The 22,763-nt window shown below is 48.5% G+C and carries 14 protein-coding genes and 1 riboswitch; of the genes, 8 read left to right on the forward strand and 6 right to left on the reverse strand.

Annotation, left to right across the window (positions count from 1 at the left end; genetic code table 11):
- Positions 1 to 30 precede the first annotated feature (30 nt).
- Positions 31 to 1,011, reverse strand: coding sequence for a GTP 3',8-cyclase MoaA (gene moaA, locus ACOMG9_RS20040; RefSeq protein ID WP_448218188.1), 981 nt, complete (start codon positions 1,009 to 1,011; stop codon positions 31 to 33).
- Positions 1,000 to 1,154, reverse strand: a riboswitch (molybdenum cofactor riboswitch). Its footprint overlaps the gene before it by 12 nt.
- Before the next feature lie 154 nt (positions 1,155 to 1,308).
- Between moaA and moeA the strand changes: the two genes are divergently transcribed.
- From moeA to pilB, 6 genes are all read left to right on the forward strand, one after another.
- The gene (moeA, locus tag ACOMG9_RS20045) at positions 1,309 to 2,547 is read left to right on the forward strand and encodes a molybdopterin molybdotransferase MoeA (RefSeq protein WP_448218189.1); all 1,239 of its coding nucleotides are present in this window, start codon (positions 1,309 to 1,311) and stop codon (positions 2,545 to 2,547) included.
- A 238-nt stretch (positions 2,548 to 2,785) separates the two neighbouring features.
- Entirely contained in the window at positions 2,786 to 3,955 is a 1,170-nt protein-coding gene (locus ACOMG9_RS20050) for a Na/Pi symporter (protein WP_422135214.1), read from the forward strand.
- Between the two features lie 105 nt (positions 3,956 to 4,060).
- A complete protein-coding gene (locus ACOMG9_RS20055; RefSeq protein WP_448218190.1) occupies positions 4,061 to 4,807 on the forward strand; it encodes a TonB family protein in 747 nt (248 codons plus the stop codon).
- 237 nt (positions 4,808 to 5,044) lie between these two features.
- Entirely contained in the window at positions 5,045 to 5,800 is a 756-nt protein-coding gene (locus ACOMG9_RS20060) for a hypothetical protein (protein WP_448218191.1), read from the forward strand.
- 588 nt (positions 5,801 to 6,388) lie between these two features.
- Complete coding sequence (locus tag ACOMG9_RS20065; protein WP_422410251.1) at positions 6,389 to 7,999, forward strand: esterase-like activity of phytase family protein; 1,611 nt, start codon at positions 6,389 to 6,391, stop codon at positions 7,997 to 7,999.
- A gap of 260 nt (positions 8,000 to 8,259) precedes the next feature.
- Positions 8,260 to 9,963: a type IV-A pilus assembly ATPase PilB gene (pilB, locus tag ACOMG9_RS20070; RefSeq protein WP_422135218.1), complete on the forward strand. Its 1,704-nt coding sequence runs from the start codon at positions 8,260 to 8,262 to the stop codon at positions 9,961 to 9,963.
- 330 nt (positions 9,964 to 10,293) lie between these two features.
- Here the strand turns inward: pilB and putA are convergent, their stop codons facing one another.
- The 5 genes from putA to ACOMG9_RS20095 form a co-directional block, all read right to left on the reverse strand.
- Positions 10,294 to 13,464, reverse strand: a complete 3,171-nt coding sequence (gene putA, locus ACOMG9_RS20075; protein ID WP_448218192.1) for a bifunctional proline dehydrogenase/L-glutamate gamma-semialdehyde dehydrogenase PutA — start codon at positions 13,462 to 13,464, stop codon at positions 10,294 to 10,296.
- Positions 13,465 to 13,740: 276 nt separating this feature from the next.
- The gene (locus ACOMG9_RS20080) at positions 13,741 to 16,248 is read right to left on the reverse strand and encodes a hypothetical protein (RefSeq protein WP_494529283.1); all 2,508 of its coding nucleotides are present in this window, start codon (positions 16,246 to 16,248) and stop codon (positions 13,741 to 13,743) included.
- Entirely contained in the window at positions 16,241 to 18,487 is a 2,247-nt protein-coding gene (locus tag ACOMG9_RS20085; RefSeq protein ID WP_448218194.1) for a hypothetical protein, read from the reverse strand. Before ACOMG9_RS20085 ends, ACOMG9_RS20080 begins: the two co-directional genes overlap by 8 nt.
- A gap of 175 nt (positions 18,488 to 18,662) precedes the next feature.
- Positions 18,663 to 20,453, reverse strand: coding sequence for a hypothetical protein (locus tag ACOMG9_RS20090; protein WP_448218195.1), 1,791 nt, complete (start codon positions 20,451 to 20,453; stop codon positions 18,663 to 18,665).
- Positions 20,454 to 20,731: 278 nt separating this feature from the next.
- Positions 20,732 to 21,988, reverse strand: a complete 1,257-nt coding sequence (locus ACOMG9_RS20095) for a hypothetical protein (protein ID WP_494529284.1) — start codon at positions 21,986 to 21,988, stop codon at positions 20,732 to 20,734.
- Between the two features lie 69 nt (positions 21,989 to 22,057).
- Here ACOMG9_RS20095 and tnpA point away from each other — a divergent pair, with 69 nt between their 5' ends.
- Positions 22,058 to 22,384, forward strand: a complete 327-nt coding sequence (gene tnpA / locus ACOMG9_RS20100) for an IS66 family insertion sequence element accessory protein TnpA (RefSeq protein WP_448215653.1) — start codon at positions 22,058 to 22,060, stop codon at positions 22,382 to 22,384.
- Entirely contained in the window at positions 22,381 to 22,749 is a 369-nt protein-coding gene (gene tnpB, locus ACOMG9_RS20105; protein ID WP_448215654.1) for an IS66 family insertion sequence element accessory protein TnpB, read from the forward strand. The genes tnpA and tnpB overlap by 4 nt, the downstream gene beginning before the upstream one ends.
- Positions 22,750 to 22,763: the final 14 nt, after the last annotated feature.

Consider the following 22,763-nt stretch of genomic DNA (forward strand, 5'->3'; position numbering starts at 1 on the left):
CCAGTCACCTAAAGCGAAGGCCGAGCTATATCAGCCACCAATCTGGGCAAGATTGCGAGTACCTCCGGTATACCCCTGTTCCAGAAAATGACCGTCTACTTTCAACCTCAGTGCTGATCGAATTTCCTGAATCAATTCATCCTGCTGGCTGTCGTCCTGTAAGAAATGTCGAAGGTCATGGCCTGATTCCGAGAACAGGCAAAGTTGCAGATGCCCCTGACTGCTAACCCTCAGACGATTGCAGTCTTTACAGAAATCTCTTGAGTAGGGGGTAATCAGTCCAATGCGCCCCTGATACTCAGGATGACAATATTCGTAAGCCGGACCCGCATCTTTATTTCTGGCCATTCTGACCCAGCCCTGCTCCAGAAGCTGATCCCTTATTTGTTTTCCGGGGACATGGTATTGATTGAAAAAGCGACTATTATCACCCGTCTGCATCAACTCAATGAAACGCATGGTAACAGGCTGGTGCTTAATCCATTCCAGAAACGCCTCCAGCTGGATGTCGTTGACCCCTTTCATCAAAACCGCATTGACCTTGATAGAAGGAAGACCTTTTGCGAAGGCCTTGTCAATACCCACCAGTATTTCCTGAAGGCGGTCGTGCCCGGTTATTGCTGCAAAGGCTCGGGGGTCCAGACTGTCGATACTGACATTAATCTGATCAACACCAGCAGCCAGCCAGGACTCAATTCTCTGGTCCATTTTGTAACCATTTGTGGTCATAGCCACTTTCTGAATCCCCGGAATGGACTTAAGAGTACTGACAATATCCCTGAAGTCAGAGCGCAGGGTAGGCTCACCGCCAGTGAGGCGAACCTTCTCAACACCCACCGCCGAAAAAGCGGTCACCAGACGTTTAATTTCGGCAACATCCAGCGACTGCTTGTGACGATGCTCATCACAGCCATCAGGCAGGCAATAGTTGCAAGTGAAGTTGCACAGATCAGTCAGAGACAGTCTGAGATAGGGAAACGTTCGTCCCTGTTGGTCTTGTAATGGTCGCATTTCACACCTTTCCAAACACGGGAGGCCCAGACATTTCTGTGTGAACCCTGGCAACCCTGCGTGTAACACGCATCAGGTCACGGCCAGACAACCGTACCTTCATGGTGAGGGTTAGGTTGCGAAGCTCGGCGCTTTATTAAAATTAATTAGGGGCTCATCCTAACCCTAACCCGACAAAATAGCCATGCCTTAAAGGACAATATCGAGTGATACAAATAACAAGAAACAGATTGCTGAATTCATTTATAGCTTTTACTTTAAGAGCAGTTTCAAAAACTGTATCGAGGAGACCTTTCAATGACTGACTGCTGTTCTGCCCCGGGGCTCATGCCCCTGCACGAAGGGCTTGAGAAACTGATGACAGAAACACCGGTCGTCACTGAAACTGAAACAGTGGCTCTGGCTGACTCCCTGGACAGGGTTATCTCTGAGGCAATTATTTCGCCGGTTAACGTTCCGTCCCATGATAATTCAGCCATGGACGGGTATGCAGTCCGTTTCAGTGACCTGGCACCACATTCAATACTGCCGCTGGCCGGAAAATCTCTGGCCGGGCACCCCTATCAGGGTTCTATGCCCCCTGGCCACTGTATAAGAATCATGACAGGTGCTTCCATTCCTGTAGGTGCCGATACGGTCATCATGCAGGAGCAGGCCGAGATAACCGAACAGGGTATTGCTTTCAGCAAGCTACCCTCTCAGTCAAGCAATAATGTTCGCCGTGCCGGTGAAGATATTCCTCAAGGTTGTCAGGTTTTTGAAAAGGGACACATCATCAAAGCCCAGGATATAGGTCTGCTGGCTTCATTGGGAATCCCTGAAGTTCCAGTCATTCGCAGAATAAAAGTAGCGCTCTTTTCCACGGGTGATGAACTGAAGCTGCCCGGCGAGACTCTCGGACAAGGTAATATATACGACAGCAATAGGTTTGCAGTATCAGCGATGCTCAAGCGACTGGGTGCAGAAGTGATTGACCTTGGAAAACTCCATGATGACCGCGACGAGATCCGGAAAGCTTTTCTGAAAGCTGATCAGCAGGCTGATGCAGTTGTCACCTCTGGTGGGGTATCCGTAGGTGACGTCGACTTTGTCAAAGATATTCTCAGTGAAATAGGCCATACTTCGTTCTGGAGGCTGGCCATTAAACCCGGCAAACCCTTTGCCTTTGGTAAACTTCCCAACAGTGTTTTCTTTGGGCTACCCGGCAATCCGGTTTCCGCTACGGTAACTTTCCAACAATTGGCAGCGCCCGCATTGCAACATATGATGGGAGCAGAACCAACTCCTGCTGCTGAACTACCAGCAACGTGCCTCACTCCCCTAAAGAAACAACCCGGTCGCCTGGAATTCCAGAGGGGCATTCTCTCAACCAACGAGAGAGGAGAAGCCGAGGTAGTCACATCGGGCAGTCAGGGGTCGGGGATTCTCCGATCCATGAGTATGGCTAATTGTTACATCATTTTGCCCGCTTCCCAGGGAAATATTGAGGCAGGAGAAACGGTTAGAGTGCAGTTGTTCGATAAACTTCTCAGGTAACTACTCCCTGTTCTGCAGGTTGTCGCATCACTCTGGCTCCCATGCTTTTGGGACCTCCGGGTTCCGGCATGGAAAAGGGTTGCCCCGAAAACGAGCACTGTCATATTTCTGCAGTCTTTGCCCTGGTCCTGGAGGGTTTTTAAATATTTCAAAAAAATGTCATAACTGTAATATTTCTGAAACAAAACACCTATATTTTCGCCATCATCTCTATCCACACAGCACCAAGGTGCAGAAAATGTCTGAAGCAACTAGTCAAGCCAGCACCAAAGCTGACTATAAATACACCAGCAGGCACTATGGCCGTATCTGGCTGAGAGTTATCCTCTGGATCTATGCTCTCCTGGTTGCCGTCAGTGTAGTGGGCTCTGGTTTTAAAATGGCCGTAGGTGGCGCAGAAGCAGCTGCAGAGCTGTTCAGCTTTGCCAACAACACTATGCTGGCACTGATAGCCGGTACCCTCGCCACGGCTCTGGTTCAGTCTTCCAGTACAGTAACCTCTGTTATCGTTGGCCTCGTGGCTGGCGGCCTGCCGGTAGAGATGGCGATCCCCATGATAATGGGAGCCAATATTGGTACCACCATCACAAATACTCTGGTCAGTCTGGGTCACATGGGTTGCGACAAATCCTTTAAGCGAGCTTTTGCTGCTTCGACAGTTCACGACTTCTTTAACTATCTGGCGGTTCTGATTCTGTTGCCTCTGGAATTGATGACCGGCTTCCTGAGCGATATTTCACAGCACGTAGCCGCACTGTTGGTAGGTGGCTCTGCTATTGATATGGGCAGCCTGAATTTCGTCAAACCCCTGACCAAGCCGGCCGTGAATATTGTCAAGGATTTTGCAGGCCTCCTGCCCGACAGCACACTGGCTGGCCTGACCATGATCGCCTTCGGTATCTTCCTTATCTTCAGCTCGGTCGTAAGACTGGGCAAGCTGCTGAAAAAAGTTATGGTGGGACGTGCCAGGGACATTCTGCACAAGTCTATTGGTCGTGGTCCGATTTCCGGTATTGCCTCCGGTACTGTTATGACCGTAATGGTGCAATCCTCTTCTACTACCACCAGTCTTATGGTTCCTCTGGTAGGCAGTGGCGTCTTCACCGTTCGTCAGATGTACCCTGTTACTCTGGGTGCCAACATCGGTACAACCATCACAGCGCTGCTTTCAGCAACGGCCATCGTCGGTGCAGACGCAGAGCACGCAATGACCATTGCTCTGGTACACTTGTTCTTCAACGTGTTTGCCGTAGCCCTTATCTATGGCATCAGGTGGCTCCGTGAGATTCCTCTCTACGCTGCAGAAAAATTGTCTGATCTGGCTATAAAAAACCGCGCTTATGCATTCCTGTATCTTTTGCTGGCCTTCTTTGTCATACCGGGCCTCGGGATTTTGGTAGCCCGGTAAAGCCTTCCTGATATTCTTAAGAAGCCCTGACCATGTCGGGGTTTCCTCTACAGACCTGTTTCTTTAATTCCTGTTTAAACTGCTATGCTCTTTGGGTTGCCAATCATGGAACAGGAAACCACCATCAGGCATCTGGTCATCCCCCTGACGTTGTCAGTTGTCTTTCACACCTTACTTTTGGGCTATAGCGGGAGTAGTTGGTTGACTGCTGCAAAATCACCCGGCATTCAAATCAAACTGGTGTCTCATCAACCCGACATAACACCTGCCATTGAAAAAAACCTGACCGCTACAGAAGCAATGACCGACTCGGAATTGACAAAGCCAGATTCTCAGATTGAAAACACTGAACACATTCAAAGCACTGAAAAAACAGAACAGGCTGAAAAAGCAGAGAACAAGAAAGTCATAACGACCAGAGCCGAAAAGAAAAAGATTCAGCAAGAGTCGGCCAATCAGGAAGAAAACAAACACAGGCACGCAAAACCGGGTGAGCCTCCGGTATCTGCTCTCAACCAGCAGACATCGGGAGAGCCCGTCGAAGAACTCATCACTTCAAAAGCCGGGCATTTGGAGCCTGATGAATTTCAGAAATGGGTGGCTCAACTTCAATACCGGATCAATCGCTACAAAGTGTATCCCTACCAGGCTAAAAGAAGGCGACTGGAAGGAGAAGTAAAAATCAAAATTGAAATCAACTCTGACGGAACACTGGAAAAGGCGACTGTACTGGCCGGTAAAAAGGCATTCGAAGCCAGTAGTCTGAAAGCCATTGAGCGCTCCCTGCCCTTACCGACACCTCACAAGAAATCGGTTACGGTGATTCTCTCCATTAAATATCAGCTGCTGTGACCGGCCAGCTCCTTAAGTTCATTACTCAATCTCACAATTTCGCTGTAGCTGCCGACGCATCAGAGGTTCCCGGAGATTTACCTGGCGTATCAGGGCCTCACTGCCATCACATCACCACCCGGCCATCACTAATTACACTATAGTTATCGCGTAATTCTGCCAATTCTATCCCGAGGCTTCACCTCTCTTCCCGACGTGCTTTGCCCGCGTGGTGAAGCAGGGGTTAGCTGGCAGAACATGAGCAAAAATGCAAACCGAAAAGAAGTTGAAACACCTATGCAAACTTTTACCACAGTTTTTATTTCGGTTATATTGATCGTTTCATCTCCCTTTGTCTTTGCGATTAGAATAAGCGAAGAACACTTAAAGCAAGGACGACAGCTTATAGATGACATGGACAGGAGAGGAAGTGAGTTTCTGGAACTGGCTGAAAGAGTTCAAACTATCATAACAACCTTTGGGTCTCAGTCCATTTTCACCATCATTCCTCACTTAATATCTATGAACGAATCTTTAGAGAGAGTTTTTTCATCGTTATCAATGCGCAAAGCTTATTTAGCCACACTCACAAAAACAGTCACGAATGATTCTGAATTGCTAGCAAAAAAGGCTTTTGAGCGGATGAAAGTTTCAGCTGGCAATCCAGGGCAATCAGTAGCAATGGTTAGGCTGTTTAGTGTTGCTGGCGTCTCTGGGGACGCAAGTTTTTCAGGCACTTTTCAAGAGCACAAGTGTGGCACCCTAACGGAATTAGCTGATAAGGCGGATAAAGATAGTTCTGAATTTTCACAGAAAGCCTTGTCATACCAGATTTTAAACAACAAGCTAAAAGAATATCTTGACCAGAATGACACAATTGACGTATCCGAGACTTGGAGTTATCTGGAAGAAATAAATAAGCTATTAAATGAATTAACGACTCTTACAAAGTCTTTTCCAAACAGCTTTAAATTATTTTTAGAGCAGGCTTTGACTTATTTTGATTGTAACTGAATCGAATAAGCCGGTAGATAAACCTGGTGACACTCCCCGCCTTGTCAGGCGAGGCTTCTGACTTCACAGGCTACAGCCAGCCTATAGCGACTGGACTTACACAGAAGCCTCCATCGGCAGTAACCGGGTGCCCCTCGGTTATTTATTGGTCTTTTGTTTGATTTGCCGCAGCCTTAACGGGTCACTCAGGTATGGGCTCGTCTGGTTCTTCAAGGGCGGTTGGGCAGTTGTCTCTGCCTTAATTTTTTGTTAACAGTGCTTGGTTTTCGTCACCGTGAGTCTCTGCATAGAGACAGACCGATAGAAAATATAACCAACTACGTACAAATACTCAACCGGAACGCTCTGCGTTCCCGTCTTATATCCCCGCCCGATTGGGCGAGGGTTTACGACGATTTTGCTAAAACCGAGAGCTTTGTGATCGATGGCTCACTTGCCCAAGCAACCCAATCAAACCCTGACTATCAGACTTTCAGGTACTCCCTTCCCGTCTCTGGTGCTTTAGAAGCGACTTCAGTCAAAAATACACCTGCAATGAAAAATTATGGCTATCTTTATGGGGTTGTTTCATTTCAGGTGTTTTTATCAATGATGAAAAGAAGAAGTGCCCTGGTTGGCTTAACGCTTTGCTTGACTCTTTCGACTCCCGGATGGTCAGCAGAATCCCCAGGGAAATTAGCCCCTCATAAAAGCGTCAGGTATCTGGGAAGTCACCTGTTGCGCCCGGACGACCAGAAAAGGGTCACTCATATTACTGGTGCTCACTTCGCTCATGTCGGAAATGGTTCAACAGGGACACTCTACCTGCTTTCTGGAGATGCCGGAGCAGGCTTCACCGGTCGTCATGGCTGGGGGGTCTTTTCCAAGCCCCACTACTACGAGCTGGATATGAGCAAGGTGGTTTTGGATCGTCAGAATCCTAATCACGGCGGACCTTTACCCAGTGAAGTGTTCGAATACCCTATCACCGAAGGCAAGAATGCCAAAACCCATCCCCTCTGGCTGAACGATGGTCATATTGCCCCCAGCGCCATCACTCTGACCAAAGACGGTGAGCTGATGATTTCCTCCAGTCAGAGTGATAGAGGCGTTACCGGCGTTATTGACTACAGGGCAATCGACATCCCCGCCTATGCAGGCTACGGCTACAGGCACGCGAATCGTGACGAAACCAGTCTGGCCACCCGAAACAATGGTTTTCTGAAAGCCTGGTATGATGCCCATGAGTTCTTCCCTGTACCTGTGCTTGATCTGATTCCGGCAGCCTTCCTGCATACCTTCAGGGAAATTCCCCTGCAACTCTCCAAAGGTGTTCACCACGTCGATATCGGACTGTCATCAAAATTCCTGCTCACAGAAAATGATCACAGACCCGGTCAGGTAGATAGCGCATTCAAACTGCCTAAACATTTTGAAAACAACAACTGGATTCCTTTCCACATGGGATTGAAGGGTATTCAACAGGGATTAGGTGTGAAAAGTCTTGACCGTATTCCCAAGAGCAACCATTACGTTGCAGCAACCGCCGGAGCTCTGGTTCAGGATGCCAAACAATGGAATATCAATGAACATGTCCCACCTGTCAGGGTGGTGACCTTTACTACAGAACAACTGTCTAACAATGGCGAACCGCTGCCAGGAAAATACCTGAACAGCCAACAGCTTCCTGCCAAGGGTGAAGTAACAATTCTGTCAGAGAAGCTCTATAACTTTTCTCTTCTGGGTTTAAGCCCTTCTGCAATGAAACAGCTGAAGAGCAGCCCGATTCGTACAGTCAGCGATATTGCGGTTCTCAATAAGAAAGAGGCTCTGTTCCTTGAGAAAACAGTGCTCCCTTATCGAAGTTCTGAATCCAATTTTATTACCCGGGTTTATCTGGTCGACCTGAGCAGTGGCAAGAATGTCAAAGGCAGTGAAATGTTTGCTGACAACGAGCTGAACAAGGCATTCATGGATGCACCAGACTACTTTATGTCCAAGACCCTTATCTTTGACAGCCTTCAAGAGGACTCCCTGAAATTATTCGAAGATGGAATAGGCTTTGATATTCACGAAACCTCTTTTGAGGCGATTGCTCGGGGTCCCGAAACGGTACAAGGGGGCAAAACATTTATGCTGGTCAGTTACTATGACGGTGAAGATAGTAAACGGGGCACCCCAACCCGCCTCATGTATTTTACCTTGCCAGCCAGTAAATAAAATCCGACACCTGGCATCTGGAAAAGCATGTAAAAAATGTACAAGAGTGCCGCAAAAGCCATTATCCCCCTGGTAATGGCTTTGTTCATTGTCAGACTCCGACATTATAAAATTCAGCTTCCTTCTACCAGACCGTATACTCTGTGAACGCCACACCTTCTTCAACACTTTATGAAATATCCTGTTTATGCTCTCGTCTCAGTGCTGATATAGTAGAAATCAGAGAACAGACCCAAGAACAATAAACGGATAGACAAGGCATGGTCGATAAACCTTTGACAGGACTGGCTGCTCGACTGGTTGTCGACCAGCTGATCGATGAAAAGACACTCCGCTCCGCACTTTCACAGGCAGAAAAAACAAAGCAGCCCCTTGCCAGCTACCTGGTCCAGGAGAATTTACTCAGCGCCAAAGACATATCCCTGGCTACCGCAGAAGAATTTGGCATGCCAGTTATGGATCTTGATGCCTTTGACCCTGAAAACATCCCGAAAGAACTGATTCAGGAAAAGCTGATTCGCAAGCATAAACTGATCCCGTTAATAAAGAGGGGGACCAGACTGTTTGTCGGGGTAATTGATCCCAGTGATCATACAGCCATTGATGAAATCCGATTCAGCAGCGGTCTTATGGTGGATTCGGTACTGGTTGAAGAAGACAAGCTGGACAGATTCATTGATCAACTGCTGGATAGCAATGTTGATGCCCTGTCGAATTTCGATGATGAGGAATTTGATAACCTTGAAGAGCTGGAAGTGGGTGCCGTCGAAGACAACGATGAGGAAGTAGCAGGGGAAGATGACGATGCCCCTGTCGTAAAATTCGTGAATAAAATGCTGCTCATTGCCATCAAATCAGGCGCATCGGATCTTCACTTTGAACCTTATGAAAAAACCTATCGGGTTCGATTTCGCACCGACGGCGTTCTTCATGAAACCGCCAAACCACCTGCTGGCCTGGCACCCAGAATTGCATCCCGTCTGAAGATAATGTCTGCCATGGATATTTCAGAACGACGTAAGCCCCAGGATGGTCGTATTAAAATGCGCCTGTCCAAAAGCAAATCCATCGACTTCCGGGTCAATACCCTGCCTACCCTTTGGGGTGAAAAAATCGTACTTCGGATTCTCGACCCTTCCAGTGCCAAAATGGGCATTGATGCCCTGGGTTATGAAAAAACCCAAAAAGAAATGTACATGGAAGCCTTGCACCAACCCCAGGGTATGATTCTGGTCACAGGACCCACCGGTTCCGGTAAGACCGTCTCTCTCTATACGGGGCTGAATATTCTGAATACTCCGGAAAGAAACATTTCCACCGCCGAGGACCCTGTAGAAATCAACCTGGAAGGTATCAACCAGGTGAACGTTAATCCGAAGCAGGGGATGGATTTCTCTCAAGCTCTGAGAGCCTTCCTTCGTCAGGATCCTGACATCATTATGGTGGGGGAGATTCGAGATCTTGAAACGGCCAACATCGCCATCAAAGCGGCCCAGACAGGCCACATGGTCATGTCCACGCTACACACCAACAGCGCTCCGGAAACACTGACACGTCTGCAAAACATGGGGGTTCCTTCCTTCAACATTGCCACCTCTGTCAGCCTGATCATTGCCCAGCGTCTGGCCAGACGCTTATGCAACCACTGTAAGGAAATAAAAGACATCCCAAAAGAAACACTGCTGGAAGAAGGTTTTACCGAAGAGCAGATCAAGTATGCCAAAATTTATGGCCCCAAGGGATGTGATCAATGCAGCAAGGGCTACAAAGGCCGTGTGGGTATCTATGAAGTCGTAAAGATCACACCGGCTCTGCAGCAAATCATTATGGAAGAGGGCAACTCCCTCCAGATTGCCGAAATTGCACAGAAAGAAGGATTTAATAACCTTCGCCAGTCTGGACTGTTAAAGGTTTTGGAGGGTGTGACCAGTCTCGAAGAAGCTAACCGGGTAACGCTTGAGTAATTGATTTCCCAACCTCCTGTCAACTCGTTCCCACGCTCTGAGAGGATGTCGCAAAACTCTCTCCGGCGTGGGAACGCGTTGACTCCCATCATTGCCGGCTTCATTCTCGTCATTCCCGCGAAGGCGGGAATCCACACTGACTCTCCACCAGAACCATACTGCCCGGTGTCCCCCTGGCCTTGTCATCCCCGAGAAGGCAGAGATCCACCGTTGGCGCTGGATTCCCGCCTTCGCGGGAATGACGACTTCAGAGCGTGAGAACGAGCTGTTGGAGTTTTGCGACACCCTCGCTCTGCATGGGAACCAGAGTTAAAGAGCAGGCAATGACGATCAGTGACCAGCCCCAAGGGACAACAGTGTGGCGTTACCTCCGACAGCCGTCGTATTGATGGTGCGGGTACGTTCAGTAGCAAAGCGATACAGGTAGTGAGGCCCACCGGCTTTTGGACCGGTACCGGAGAGTCCCTGTCCACCAAATGGCTGAACACCGACCACCGCACCGATCTGATTACGGTTTATGTAGGCATTACCCACTTTAAGGCTTTGCTCAATGTAGGAGGAGGTCGCTTCGTTGCGGCTATGCACTCCCAGAGTCAGACCGTAACCTGTGCCGTTGATTTCCTGAATCACTTTATCCAGCTCAGAAGCCTTGTAGCGAATCAGGTGAAGAATCGGGCCAAAGTGTTCTTTTTCCAGTTGGCTGATGCTCTCAATCTCAAAGGCAACCGGCGCAATAAAGTAACCTTCATTGCATTCAGCCCCCAAATCCACTTCGGCAATCAGGCGAGCTTCCTGCTTCATGCGATCAATATGAGCCTGGAGTCCTTTAAGGGCGATTTCACTGATAACAGGGCCAAGGTCTGTTTCCTGCAGGGCTGGGTGACCCACCTTCAGTTCTGCCATCGCACCGACCAGCAAGTCTTCAATACGATCAGCAATATCTTCCTGAACATAGAGCACTCGCAACGCTGAACAACGTTGCCCGGCACTGGCGAAAGCAGACTGAACAACGTCATTAACGACCTGCTCAGGGAGAGCAGTAGAGTCTGCAATCATGGCATTCTGACCACCGGTCTCGGCAATCAGAGGGATAATAGCGCCCTCTCGCGCAGCCAGAGTCTGGTTTATTAATCTTGCAGTCTGGGTTGAACCTGTGAAAGCAACACCGGCAATACGAGGATCAGCGGTCAACTGATGACCAATATCCTTACCTTCACCCGGTACCAGTTGAATCACATCGGCAGGCACGCCGGCTTCCAGCATCATCTCAACAGCTCGTGCAGCAATCAGAGTGGTTTGCTCTGCGGGCTTGGCTACAACCGTGTTACCACAGGCCAGCGCGGCAACCACCTGACCCAGGAAAATAGCCAGAGGGAAGTTCCAGGGACTGATGCACAGAAAGACGCCTCGACCGGTCAGGTAAAGCTCATTGGATTCACCGGTAGGTCCTGGCATAACCTGAGGTGCTGAGAATTTTTCACGCGCCTGGTTGGCATAATAACGACAGAAATCTACCGCTTCACGCACTTCATCGATACTGTCGTGAATCGTTTTACCCGCTTCTTTATGACAGAGTGCCACCAGCTCTTCAAGGTTGGCCTCCAGCAGGTCGGCCAACTTCTCCAGACTCTGGGCACGGGTTTCTACTGGTATCTTGTGCCAACGGTCAAACGCTTTGTGAGCCACTGAAATAGCCTGGTCCACTTCCTTTTCTCCGGCGAAGTGCAGACGACCTGCGAGCTCGCTGAGCTGGTAAGGACACTGCAGATCAACCACTTTTTCAGTTTCAACCTTTTGGCCGGAAATCACGGGACCTTTGTGCCACGTTTGGCCCATAAACTTCTGTACAGATTCAGAAAACGGCTGCCACTGTGACTCAATATCGATATTGACACCTATGGAATTAACTCTGTCTTTTCCAAAAATAGCTACCGGTAAAGGAATTCTGTCATTGGCCAGAGAACTATGCTTCTCGAGCACAGTGACAGGATGATGAACCAGGTCCTTTACGGGTGTCCTGGCATCCACCAGACGATGAACAAAAGAGGAGTTAGCACCATTTTCCAAAAGTCGACGCACCAGATAGGGCAGCAAATCTTTGTGACTACCCACAGGTGCATAAATGCGAACGTCCGGTTTTTCCTGATCCAGTACCGTGTTATAGAGCGCATCACCCATTCCGTGCAGACGCTGGAATTCATAATGTTTATGTTCTGCGATGCTCAGAATGCTGGCAACAGTATGAGCATTGTGGGTAGCAAACTGAGGATAAATAGCCCCTTTAACAGGATCACTCAGCAGAAAACGGGCACACACCAGATAAGCAACGTCTGTTGCTTCTTTGCGCGTGTATACCGGGTAGCCGGAATAGCCGGATTGCTGACACAGTTTTATTTCACTGTCCCAGTAGGCACCTTTTACCAGACGCACAGGAATTTCATCACCCTGCTCTTTTGCCAGAGCTGCCAGCCAGGCAAGAACGGGGAGTGCTCTTTTACCGTAAGCCTGTACAACCAGTCCGAAAGCACCCCATCCCTGACAATCAGGATGACGGTAGAGTTTCTCGAACAGTTTCAGAGACAACTCAAGGCGGTCCTGCTCTTCGGCATCAATGGTGATTCCCACATTCAGGCTTCTGGCAGTGCGAATCAGTTCCAGCACGCTGTCGAACAGTTCTTTCAAGACACGGGTTTCATTGGCCACTTCATAACGGGGATGCAGGGCAGAAAGTTTGATCGAAACGCTGGGACGAGGGCCCTTGTAGCCACCCTTCTGCTCCTGACCAACGGACCTGACAGCAGTCAGGTAGGAAGCGAGATATTTCTGAGCATCGCTTTCGGTCAGTGCTGCTTCACCCAGCATATCGAAAGAATAGGTGTAACCTTTCTCTCTTGGCTTTCGACCATTCCTGAGTGCTTCTGCAATAGTGCGACCCAGTACAAAATGCTCACCCATAATTTTCATCGCCTGGTTCACAGCCTGACGAATCAAGGGTTCACCCATTTTTTTAACCAGTCGACCAATCACGCTAGCCGGGCGACCGTCTTCCGATTTGCCTAATGTCACCACTTTACCGGTCAACATCAGACCCCAGGTGGAGGCATTCACCAATAGCGAATCGCTCTGTTTGAGATGCCTTTCCCACTCAGCGACACTGAGTTTGTCACGAATCAGGGCATCGGCGGTTTCAGAGTCAGGAATTCTCATCAGGGCTTCTGCCAGACACATCAGCAGAATACCTTCACGGGTATCCAGGCTGTATTGCAACAACATAGAGTCAATCATATGAATGGAATCTTCCCGGGCTCGAACCTGCTCGACCAGATCGGTAGCTCGTCGGGTTACCACAGCCAGCTGCTGCGGACTGGGTCTGGCCAAATCGGCCAGCTGTGCCAGTAAGGCTGACTCATCCACACTGTATTGTGGAGAGATAGTCTTCCAGAGCCTGGTTGGGCTCTGCTGGATGAATTCAGGCTCAAATAAGGCCTTAGCCTCAAACATGCGGTGTCTCCCCCAATGACGGCAAACCTGATCCTGTGCCGTATGATCAATCTAATCGGGAAATGCCTATGACGATGACATCTCCAATTAAGGCAAATGAGCAGCCTCCAGTGGCTTTTGGCCAGCCCGCAATCATGCACAAAATCAAACAGAATTCCCAGATACAGAAGACAGATTTTTGTACAATCCCTGTACACTTCCCGCTGCTGATCTGATTTATTTGCCCATGGACTGTCGCATAACCGCTAACCCAATAAAAGGGCGGCAGTCAGATCATTATTTATTCACTATACCTTTTTGATGACTGAAGTCATCGTTCTTGTCCACCTCAGCAGGCTTACGTTTTCGGTGCATTCTTTTGTGCCTGGTCAGGGCTATAGCATTTTTGCAGAGCTTCCCACATCGCTGCTGCAGACCATTCTCCCCGAACTCGATCACATCACAGGTTTTTTGCCCGCTGTGGTTTCTTCTTTTGTGATCCGCCAGGCTTTTGGCACTGTTGCAAACCTCCCCACATGGCCGCTGCAGGCCATCCTTGCCCATCACGCTCAGGTTACAGGTTTTCTGCCCGCTGTGGTGTCTTTGTTTGTGCCCCTTCAAGGCTGTTTGACTCCTGCAGACAAACCCACATCGCCGCCGCTGGCCATCGTCTCCGACCAGGGTTACAGCACAGGTTTTCTGTTCAGTATGGGAGTTTCTTTTGTGATCTAACAGTGTTTTGGCATTCTTGCAGACCTTTCCGCATGGCCGAGGCAGGCCATCTTCCCCTGCCACTTTTACATCACAGGTTTGGTCAAGGATATGGTTTATTTTTATATGGTCGCTCAGGGCTTCAGTACCCCTGCAGACTTTCCCACATGGCCGCTTCTGACCAGTGTTACCGACTATTGTTACATCACAGGTTTTTTGCCCGGTGTGATATCGGCTTTTGTGAGATGAAAAGGCTTGAGCACTATTGCAGACCATCCCGCATGGCCGCCGCTGACCATCGTCTCCGACCAGGATCAGTTCACAGGTTTTTTGTCCACTGTGCTCTCTTCTTTTGTGATCCGAAAAGGCTTTAGCATTCTTGCAGACTTTCCCACATGATCGCTGCTGGCCATCCTCACCGACCACGGTTAGCTCACAGTTTATTTGCTCACTATGGTATTGGCTTCTGTGCTCCAACAAGGCTTTTATATTCCTGCAGACCATCCCGCATGAGCGCAGCTGGCCATCCTCCCCTGACACGGAATAACCACAGATTTGTTGTCCGCTGTGGTGTATTCTTTTGTGAACCGCCAGGCTCATGGAATTCTTGCAGATTTTTCCACATGGCCGCTTCTGACCTCCTTTATCGACCATGGTTAAGTCACAGGTTTTTTGCCCGGTGTGATATCGTCTTTTGTGAATTGAAAGGGCTTTAGTATTATCGCAGACCTTCCCACATGGCTGCGGCTGGCCATACTCATCCAACATTGTCAGTTTACAGGTTTTTTGCTTGCTTTTGTTTCTGGCCGGTATTGCGCCGGTTTGCGAAAGATGAGACTGTCTCTGACCCAACTTGGGTGATCCAGTGATTGTTTGCTGTGCTTCAGAATGATTTAGCGTTGAGGAAATTCCCATTTCTTCTAAAAGACTTACTGGATCGAGTGGCCCGTTAATAACTTCAAAATCATTGACAGTACAAGGCAAACTCCCGGACATTGGCAAATCATCACCCATTGACCCGATAAAGTCAGTTGTCTCGGCGACCCCGTCTAAGGCGACCCCGTCTAAGGCGACCCCGTCTGAGGCGACCCCGCCTAAAAAGATGCAGCCATTGGCTGTATTGCCATCAATACTATTTCCCTGTGTCTGTAAAAGTGGATCAAGATCGAATCGGCTTTGAATCGGAGGAAGACCGATCGACGTGTCAAAAAGCGGGTTTTGTTGGCAATCTTCAGTGTTTAAAGGAGCAAAATCATATGAGCAAATAAAGCAATGTCCACTGACCAAATGGGGGCATAAGCCCTTTAGGGAGTCCAGCGTCCATTCAGAAGATCCACTGCTATCAAATAATGTTCGGAATCGACAAACGCCGTGACAGGGATAGACAAGACAATTTAAACCCAGACTATGCCGATGTTGTTGAGGATCTCTGTTATCACCGCCAGAGCCAGAATTCAGAAGGCTGGTTATAGACCCTGTACTTTGGAGGGTGGCTTGGGAGGCTCGCTGGCCTGATGATTTTGATGGTGAGTATTGTGGGGAATTTTCTCCAGAACCAAACATCGCAGTGATGATAGCAAACGGATGGCAATGATTCAGTTCCTGTTGTGCAATCGATTTAAATAGCGGTGAATCAAGGTTCCAATAGTTTTTTAAAAACCAACCGACAGCGACGACCCGATCCAAAGGTTGCCGTGAATAAAGGCTGGTGCCTGAAGAGAAATCTTTGCTGCTCAGGATCAGTTTATAAACAACCAGCAACTGTGTGGCATAAAACAACCGCCATGAAATCGACTCAATAAGGGTCGTTTTTAACCGATAACTGCCAAGCCTGTGTCGTTTTTTATCAGAAAATAAATCTGATCCTGCATAGCCGCTTATATCGGCAATGTCTGACGGATTGCCCGGCAAGGTATGCTGGTCAGATTTTATAGAAAAGTTCTTATTTGGAAGTCTGGAATTCTGTTCAAGCTCGACAATAAAACTTTGTGTGAACGCTTTAGTTTGAAAGGCAACAGACAACGACATTAGCAAGAGCAGTGCCGTAAAGACTGAGTGTTTAATAATTCTGTCCTTGCTCTCTGATTCAGTCATTACCCTGATCCACCTCAGCGAGCTTGCGTTTTTGGTGTTTTCTCTTATGCTGCGTCAGGCATTTAGTATTCTTATAGACCTTCCCGCATGGCCGTCGCTGGCCATCCTCCCCTGTCACCATCACATCACAGACTTGTTTCCCGGTATGATCTATGATTTTGTGATCCCTCAGGTCTCGATTATTCTTGCAGACTTTCTCGCATGGGCGCTGCTGGCCATGCTCACCGATAATGACCAAGTCACAGGTTCTTTGTCCGCTGTGGTAGCTGCCTTTGTGAGTTGATAGAGCTGAAGCATTTTTGCAGACCCTACCGCATGGGCGCTGCTGGCCATCTTCCCCGACCTGGGTAAGGTTACAAATTTGTTGCCCGCTGTGGTCTTTTCTTTTGTGATCCGCCAAGGCTTGAGCGTTATCGCAAACCTTCCCGCATGGTCGCTGTTGACCATCCTCACCGGCGACATCCTGTTCACAGGATCGTTGTCCACTGTGGTATTTGCTTTTGTGAAATAATAGCGCTAAAACATTTTTGCAGACCTTGCCGCATGGGCGCGGCTGACCATTTGCCCCGACCACTGTCATGTTACAGGTTTGTTGTCCGGTGTGGTCTCTTCTTTTGTGACTTAACAGGGCATTTTTATTCTTGAAGACTCTCCCGCATGGCCGCTGCTGACCTTCTTCCCCGGCAACCACCAGGTCACAGTTTTGTTGCCCTCTGTGGAATTTGCTTTTGTGAGATGACAGAGCCAGAACATTTCTGAAGGCAATGCTGCATGGTCGCCGCTGGCCATCTTCTCCAACCACGACCACTTTACAGACTTGTTGCCCGGTGTGGTCTCTTGCTCTGTGAACCGACAGGTCTTGAGCGTTCTTGCAGACCTTCTCGCATGGCCACTGTTGGCCATCTTCCCCGACGAGTAACACATCACAGATTCGTTGCCCGCTATGGAATCTGGATTTGTGCGATGACAGGGCTATAGCATTGTTGCAGACCTTGCCACATGGGCGCTGCTGACCATCCTCACCAACCAGGTTCAGACTACAGATTAATTGTCCGGAGTGGTCTCTTCTTCTGTGACGCCACAGAACATTTTCATTCTTGCAGGCCATCCCGCATGGCCGCTGCTGGCCATCTTCCCCGACCACGGTCAGGTTACAGATTTGTTGCCCGGAGTGGTCTCTTCTTTTGTGATGCCACAGAGTATTTTCACTGCTGCAGGCGACCCCGCATGGCTCTAGCTGACCATCTCGACCGACCACCATCGTGGCACACGATTGTGGCCCGAGGTGACACTTTTTTTTGTGATCCAACAGGCCTTGAGCACTCTTGAAAACTTTCCTGCATAGCCGCTGCTGGCCATTATGTCTGACCACTGTCAGGTGACAGCTTTCTTGTCCGCTGATATCTGTGACTTTTATTTCGCCTGACTGTGAAAGTTGAGGTTGGCTCTGACCCAATTGAGATGATTCAGTGGCTTTTTCTTGTCTTTCTGAAGAGGTAAGCATTGTGGAAATTCGAATTTCTTCGGAAAGAGTCTGTGGTGGTTGATCAAAATTGCACAATTGACAAACACCACGACAGGGAAAGACAAAACAGTTTAGATTCAAAGTATGCAAATGCTGTTGAGGGCCTCTGTTACCGTCACCATTGTCATTAGTATTCGGGGGGCTGCTGAAAGAGCCTGCAAAATTGGTGTTTGCTGCTGAGGGTAGCTGACCAAGCGACTCAGGTAACTGGCCTTTTGGAGGGTTATGCCCGGAACCCGGCATCACAGTGATGGTGGCAAACGTGAGGTTCTGAGTCACCTCATAATGTTCGATTGAGCTAAACGAAGGTAAAACAGGGTTCCAATAGCTTTTTAAAAGCCAACTGACAGCCACAATCACTTCTCCAGGTACCCATAAATAGAGATTGGAGCTTAAATGGGCATCTTTGGTGGTCAGAATCAGTTCGTTAACAACCAGCAGTTGAGTAGCGTAAAGTAACGGCCATGAAATCGAATCAACAAGGGTTGTTTTGATCCCGTAACTGTCATGTCTGTGTCGTTTTTTATCAGGGAGTAAACAGGATCCTGCACGGTCGTTTGTTTCAGAAATTTCTGACGAGCTACCCGTAAACATATGCGGGTCAGGCTTTATGGAGAAGCTCTGTTTTAGAGAGCCTGCATTCTGTTCAAGCTCAACAATAAAACGTCTTGTTAACAATTCGGCCTGGCAGACGACAGAAAACGACAGTAGCAATAGCAGTACCGCATTGAGTGAGTGTTTAATAATTTTATCCTTGCTTCCTGATATACAGAGAGGAAGAATAGTTCAAGAAAACAAGCGTGCTTTTATTTCAGAGAGCCTCTGTTAAACACCCTCTTTTAAAGACCAGAAGCCAGACCAGGCAGAACCTCATGAAAAGGCTTTCAGATCAGGGACGGAGGTTCTGACCCACATCATCAGGCTTGCGTTTGTGATGCCTTCTTTTGTGATCACAGAGGGTTCCGCTATTCTTGCAGATTTTTCCGCATGGTCGCCGCTGGCCATCCTCACCAACCAGAATCACGTCACAAATTTGTTGTCCGCTGTGGCGTTTGCTTTTATGGATCCCCAAGACTTTATAATTCTTGCAGACCGTCCCGCATGGTCGCTGCTGACCATCCTCCCCCATCACATATACGTCACAGGTTTGTTGCACGCTGTGGTCTTTCTTTTTGTGATTCACCAAGGCTTGATTGTTATCGCTGACCGTCCCACATTGTCGCGGCTGGCCATCCTTCCCGACTATGGTCAAAACACAGGTTTGTTGCCCGGAGTGAACTCTGCATTTGTGATTCGACAGGGTATGAGCATTCTTACAGATCTTCCCGCATGGCCGCCGCTGGCCATCCTTCTCAATCACGACCAGGTTACAGATTTGTTGTCCGGTGTGGACTGTTCTTTTGTGCTGCGACAAGGCTTGAGCATTCTTGCAGACCGTCCAGCACGGCTGCTGCTGGCCATATTTCCCGATCACTGACACTTTACAGACTCGTTTCCCGGTGTGGTATCTTCTTTCATGAGATAACAGAGATTTAGCATTATTGCAGACCTTCCCGCATGGTCGCTGCTGTCCACCCTCTTCAGAAACTGTCGCTTTACAGGTTATTTGCCCGGCTTTATCTTCTGAATGAGTTTGTTGGCAATGTCTGGCTCCGAATATGACGTTCTCAGCTGCTACTAAAGCCTGTATCGTGCCTGTCTGGGAAAGATGGGATTGGCTCTGATCTAACCGGGATGATTCAGTGGTTGTTTGTTGTGTTCCTGAATGGGAAAGCGTAAAGAAAGCTTCGTCTACTTTGAAAGAATTCTGCAAACCGATTGGCTCATTAATGTCCACAAAATCACCAGCGATGAAAGACAAATGCCTGTGCATTGCTACATCATCACTGAGTGGCCAGGTAGCATTAGTTTTATTGACGATTGAGTCTATAGCGACCCCGTCTGAGGCGACCCCATCTGCAAAGAAACTATCAATAACACCAGATAGTTGTTCAGAATCAGAATAACTAACGCAACTATTGCAATGCCGATTAGCCAGATGGAGGCATGAGACGTCTAATGATTCCAGCAACCATTCAGCGGGTTCTCTGCTTTCGGATGATGATCGAAATCGACAAATGCCATAACAGGGATAGACGAAACAATTTAAACCCAAAGTATGCATGTCCTGTTGAGGGCCTTCGTCACCGCCACCAGGGCCAGAATTCAGAGGGCTGATTAAAGCGCCTGAACTTTGGCTGGTGGCTTGTGGCGTTTGCTGGCCCGATGATTGTGATGGCTGGTACATTTGCTGGTTATGTCCCGAGCCAAACACCGCAGTGATGGTCGCAAAGGGTAGTTTCTGCCCCCCCTGTTGTTTGATCAGGCTAAACAGCGGAGAATCGGGGTTCCAATAGCTGCCTAAAAGCCAGGCGACTGCAACAAACCAATCTTCGGGCAACCATAAATCAGGGTCGTAGCTCAAAGGAACGTCTCTGGTGGTCAGGGTCAGTTGGTTAGCAACCAGCAGGTGAGAGGCATAAAGCAACTGCCATGAAATCGACTCAATAAGGGGCCTTTTGAACCCGCAACCGGAAGATTTTTGTCGTTTATTATCAGAGGACGAATCTGATCCTGCATTCCCTTTCGTGTCGGTTATGAATAGCGGGTTGACCGGCGATGTATTCAGGTTAGGTTTCATAGAAAGGCTCTGGCTTGGAGAAACTGCATCCTGTCCAGATTGAACAACAAAACGCCTGTTCAACGCTACAGCCTGACAAGTAACGGACAACGATAATAGCAGCAACAGCGATGCCGCAGATAGTAAGCGTTTAATAATTCTATCCTTGCGTTCTGGAATACAGAGATGAAGAATAGATCAAGATAATAAGTGTGTTTTTTGTCAAAAAGCTGCTGTTAAAAATAAAGATTGTACAGGCAAAACCTCGTGAAATGAGGTTAGATCAGTTCGCTACTTCTTCACTTTAACTTCTTGGAGACTGATTCATCACCCTGACCCACATCAACAGGCTTGCGTTTTCGATAGACTCTTTGTTTGCTGTGGTATCTTTTTTTGTGACCCAACAGGGCAATGGCATTCTTGCAGACGGTCTCGCATGGTTGCTGCTGCCCATTCTGATCGACCACTGCCAATTCACAGTTTTTTTTTCCTGTATGGTATTTTCTTTTGTGATCCGACAAGGCTCTGATATTCTTGCAGACCTTTCCGCATGGTCGCTGCTGCCCATCCTGCCCGACCACGACAAAGTCACAGTTCTGTTTCCTTGAGTGGCGTCTGCTTTTGTGCCCCGAGAGGGATTGAAGATTTCTGAAGACTTCCCCACATGGCCGCTGCTGGCCATCTTCTCCTACCACGGTCACGACACAGGTTTTTTGCTCTGAGTGATAGTTGCTTTTGTGAAGTAAAAAAGCTCGAGCATTTTTGCAGACCTCCCCGCATGGCCGCTGCTGTCCATCCTTCCCTACTACTGCTCGCTCACAGATTTTTTGCCCTGTGTGGTATTTGCTTTTGTGATCCGCCAGGGATCGAATATTTTTGAAGACCTTCCCACATGGCTGCTGCTGGCCGCCCTGCCCAACCACACTGATGTCACAGGTTTGTTGCCCGCTATGGCATTTGTTTTTGTGATATGACAGGGCTTGAGCATTCTTGCAGACCACCCTGCATGGTTGCTGCTGACCATCCTGCCCGAGTGATGTCAGGTCACAATTTTTTTCCCCTGAGTGGTCCTTTTTTTTGTGATTCCTCAGGGCCATGATATTGTCAAAAACCTTCCCGCATGGCTGCTGCCCATCCTGCCCCAATACTGCCAGTTCACAGATTTTTTTCCCTGTGTAGTATTCACATATTAATTGCCCTCTGCTGTCTGTGGCTGGTGTTGCCTCTGCCCGGGATAGATAAGGTTGGCTCTGATCCAATCGGGATGATTCAGTGGTTCTTTGTGGTGTTTCTGAATGGGAAAGCGTTAGGCAAAAACCGTTTTCTTCGAGCAGATCATTTAAATTGATTGACCCATTAATGATCTCAAAACCATTAGCGATGTCCAAATCCCCGGGCATTTGGACATCGTCATTGAGAGGCCCGGCAGGATAGGTTGTATTGGCGCTTCCTGAACTCAATAAGTCCAGGATTAACTCTTCCTGAGTGGTCCCGTCTTCTGAGTTGTCATCAAAGAATAGGGCAGAATCGAATGAAAGTTGAATGGTAAACGCCAAATAAACCCACGCCCTTCAGAATCAAAACCCCATTTGAAATGATTAGCCTCCCGATATAAGGAGGCCAATATGTCAAAGAAATTACCCGCAGACAGTGAATGGCTAGAGCGTGTTCAGTCGTGGCGGGATTCAGGTTTGACTCAGAGTGCGTGGTGCCAACAGCATGGTATAAGGGTATCCAAATTCGGATACTGGAAGCGTAAACTCGACACAACCCCCAGCGTAAAACCGACCCCGAACAACTCTGGCTTTGTCCAGGTAACACCCCAACCAGAACCTGGTGCGCCTTCTCGGATAACACCACTCTCCATCACCCTACCCAGTGGTGTAACAGTGTCCGGTATTGATGAAAGTAACCTGTCGCTTTGTGAGCAACTGGTGAGGGATATGCTATGAACACCCCGGTTATGCGACCGTCAGAGGTATTACCAAAGGTGTTTCTCTACCGGGAGCCGATTGACTTTCGCAAGTCATTTCGTGGGCTTGCTGTGTTGGTTGAACAAGAGCTGGGGCACAACCCCTTTGACGGCTATTTATATGCGTTTACCAACCGGCAGCGTAATAAAATCAAGTGCCTGTTCTGGGAAGATAATGGTTTTGTGCTTTATTACAAGAGCCTGTCTGAGGACAAATTCCACTGGCCCAAACCGGACGAAGAGCTGGTTACATTAACCGGGAAACAATTAAACTGGCTGCTGGACGGCTACAATCTCAATGCCATGCAACCCCATAAAAAAAGGCATTATGAGAGCTGTTTTTAGTCCTGTTTTTCAGG

Source organism: Endozoicomonas sp. PH6C (assembly GCF_059322965.1).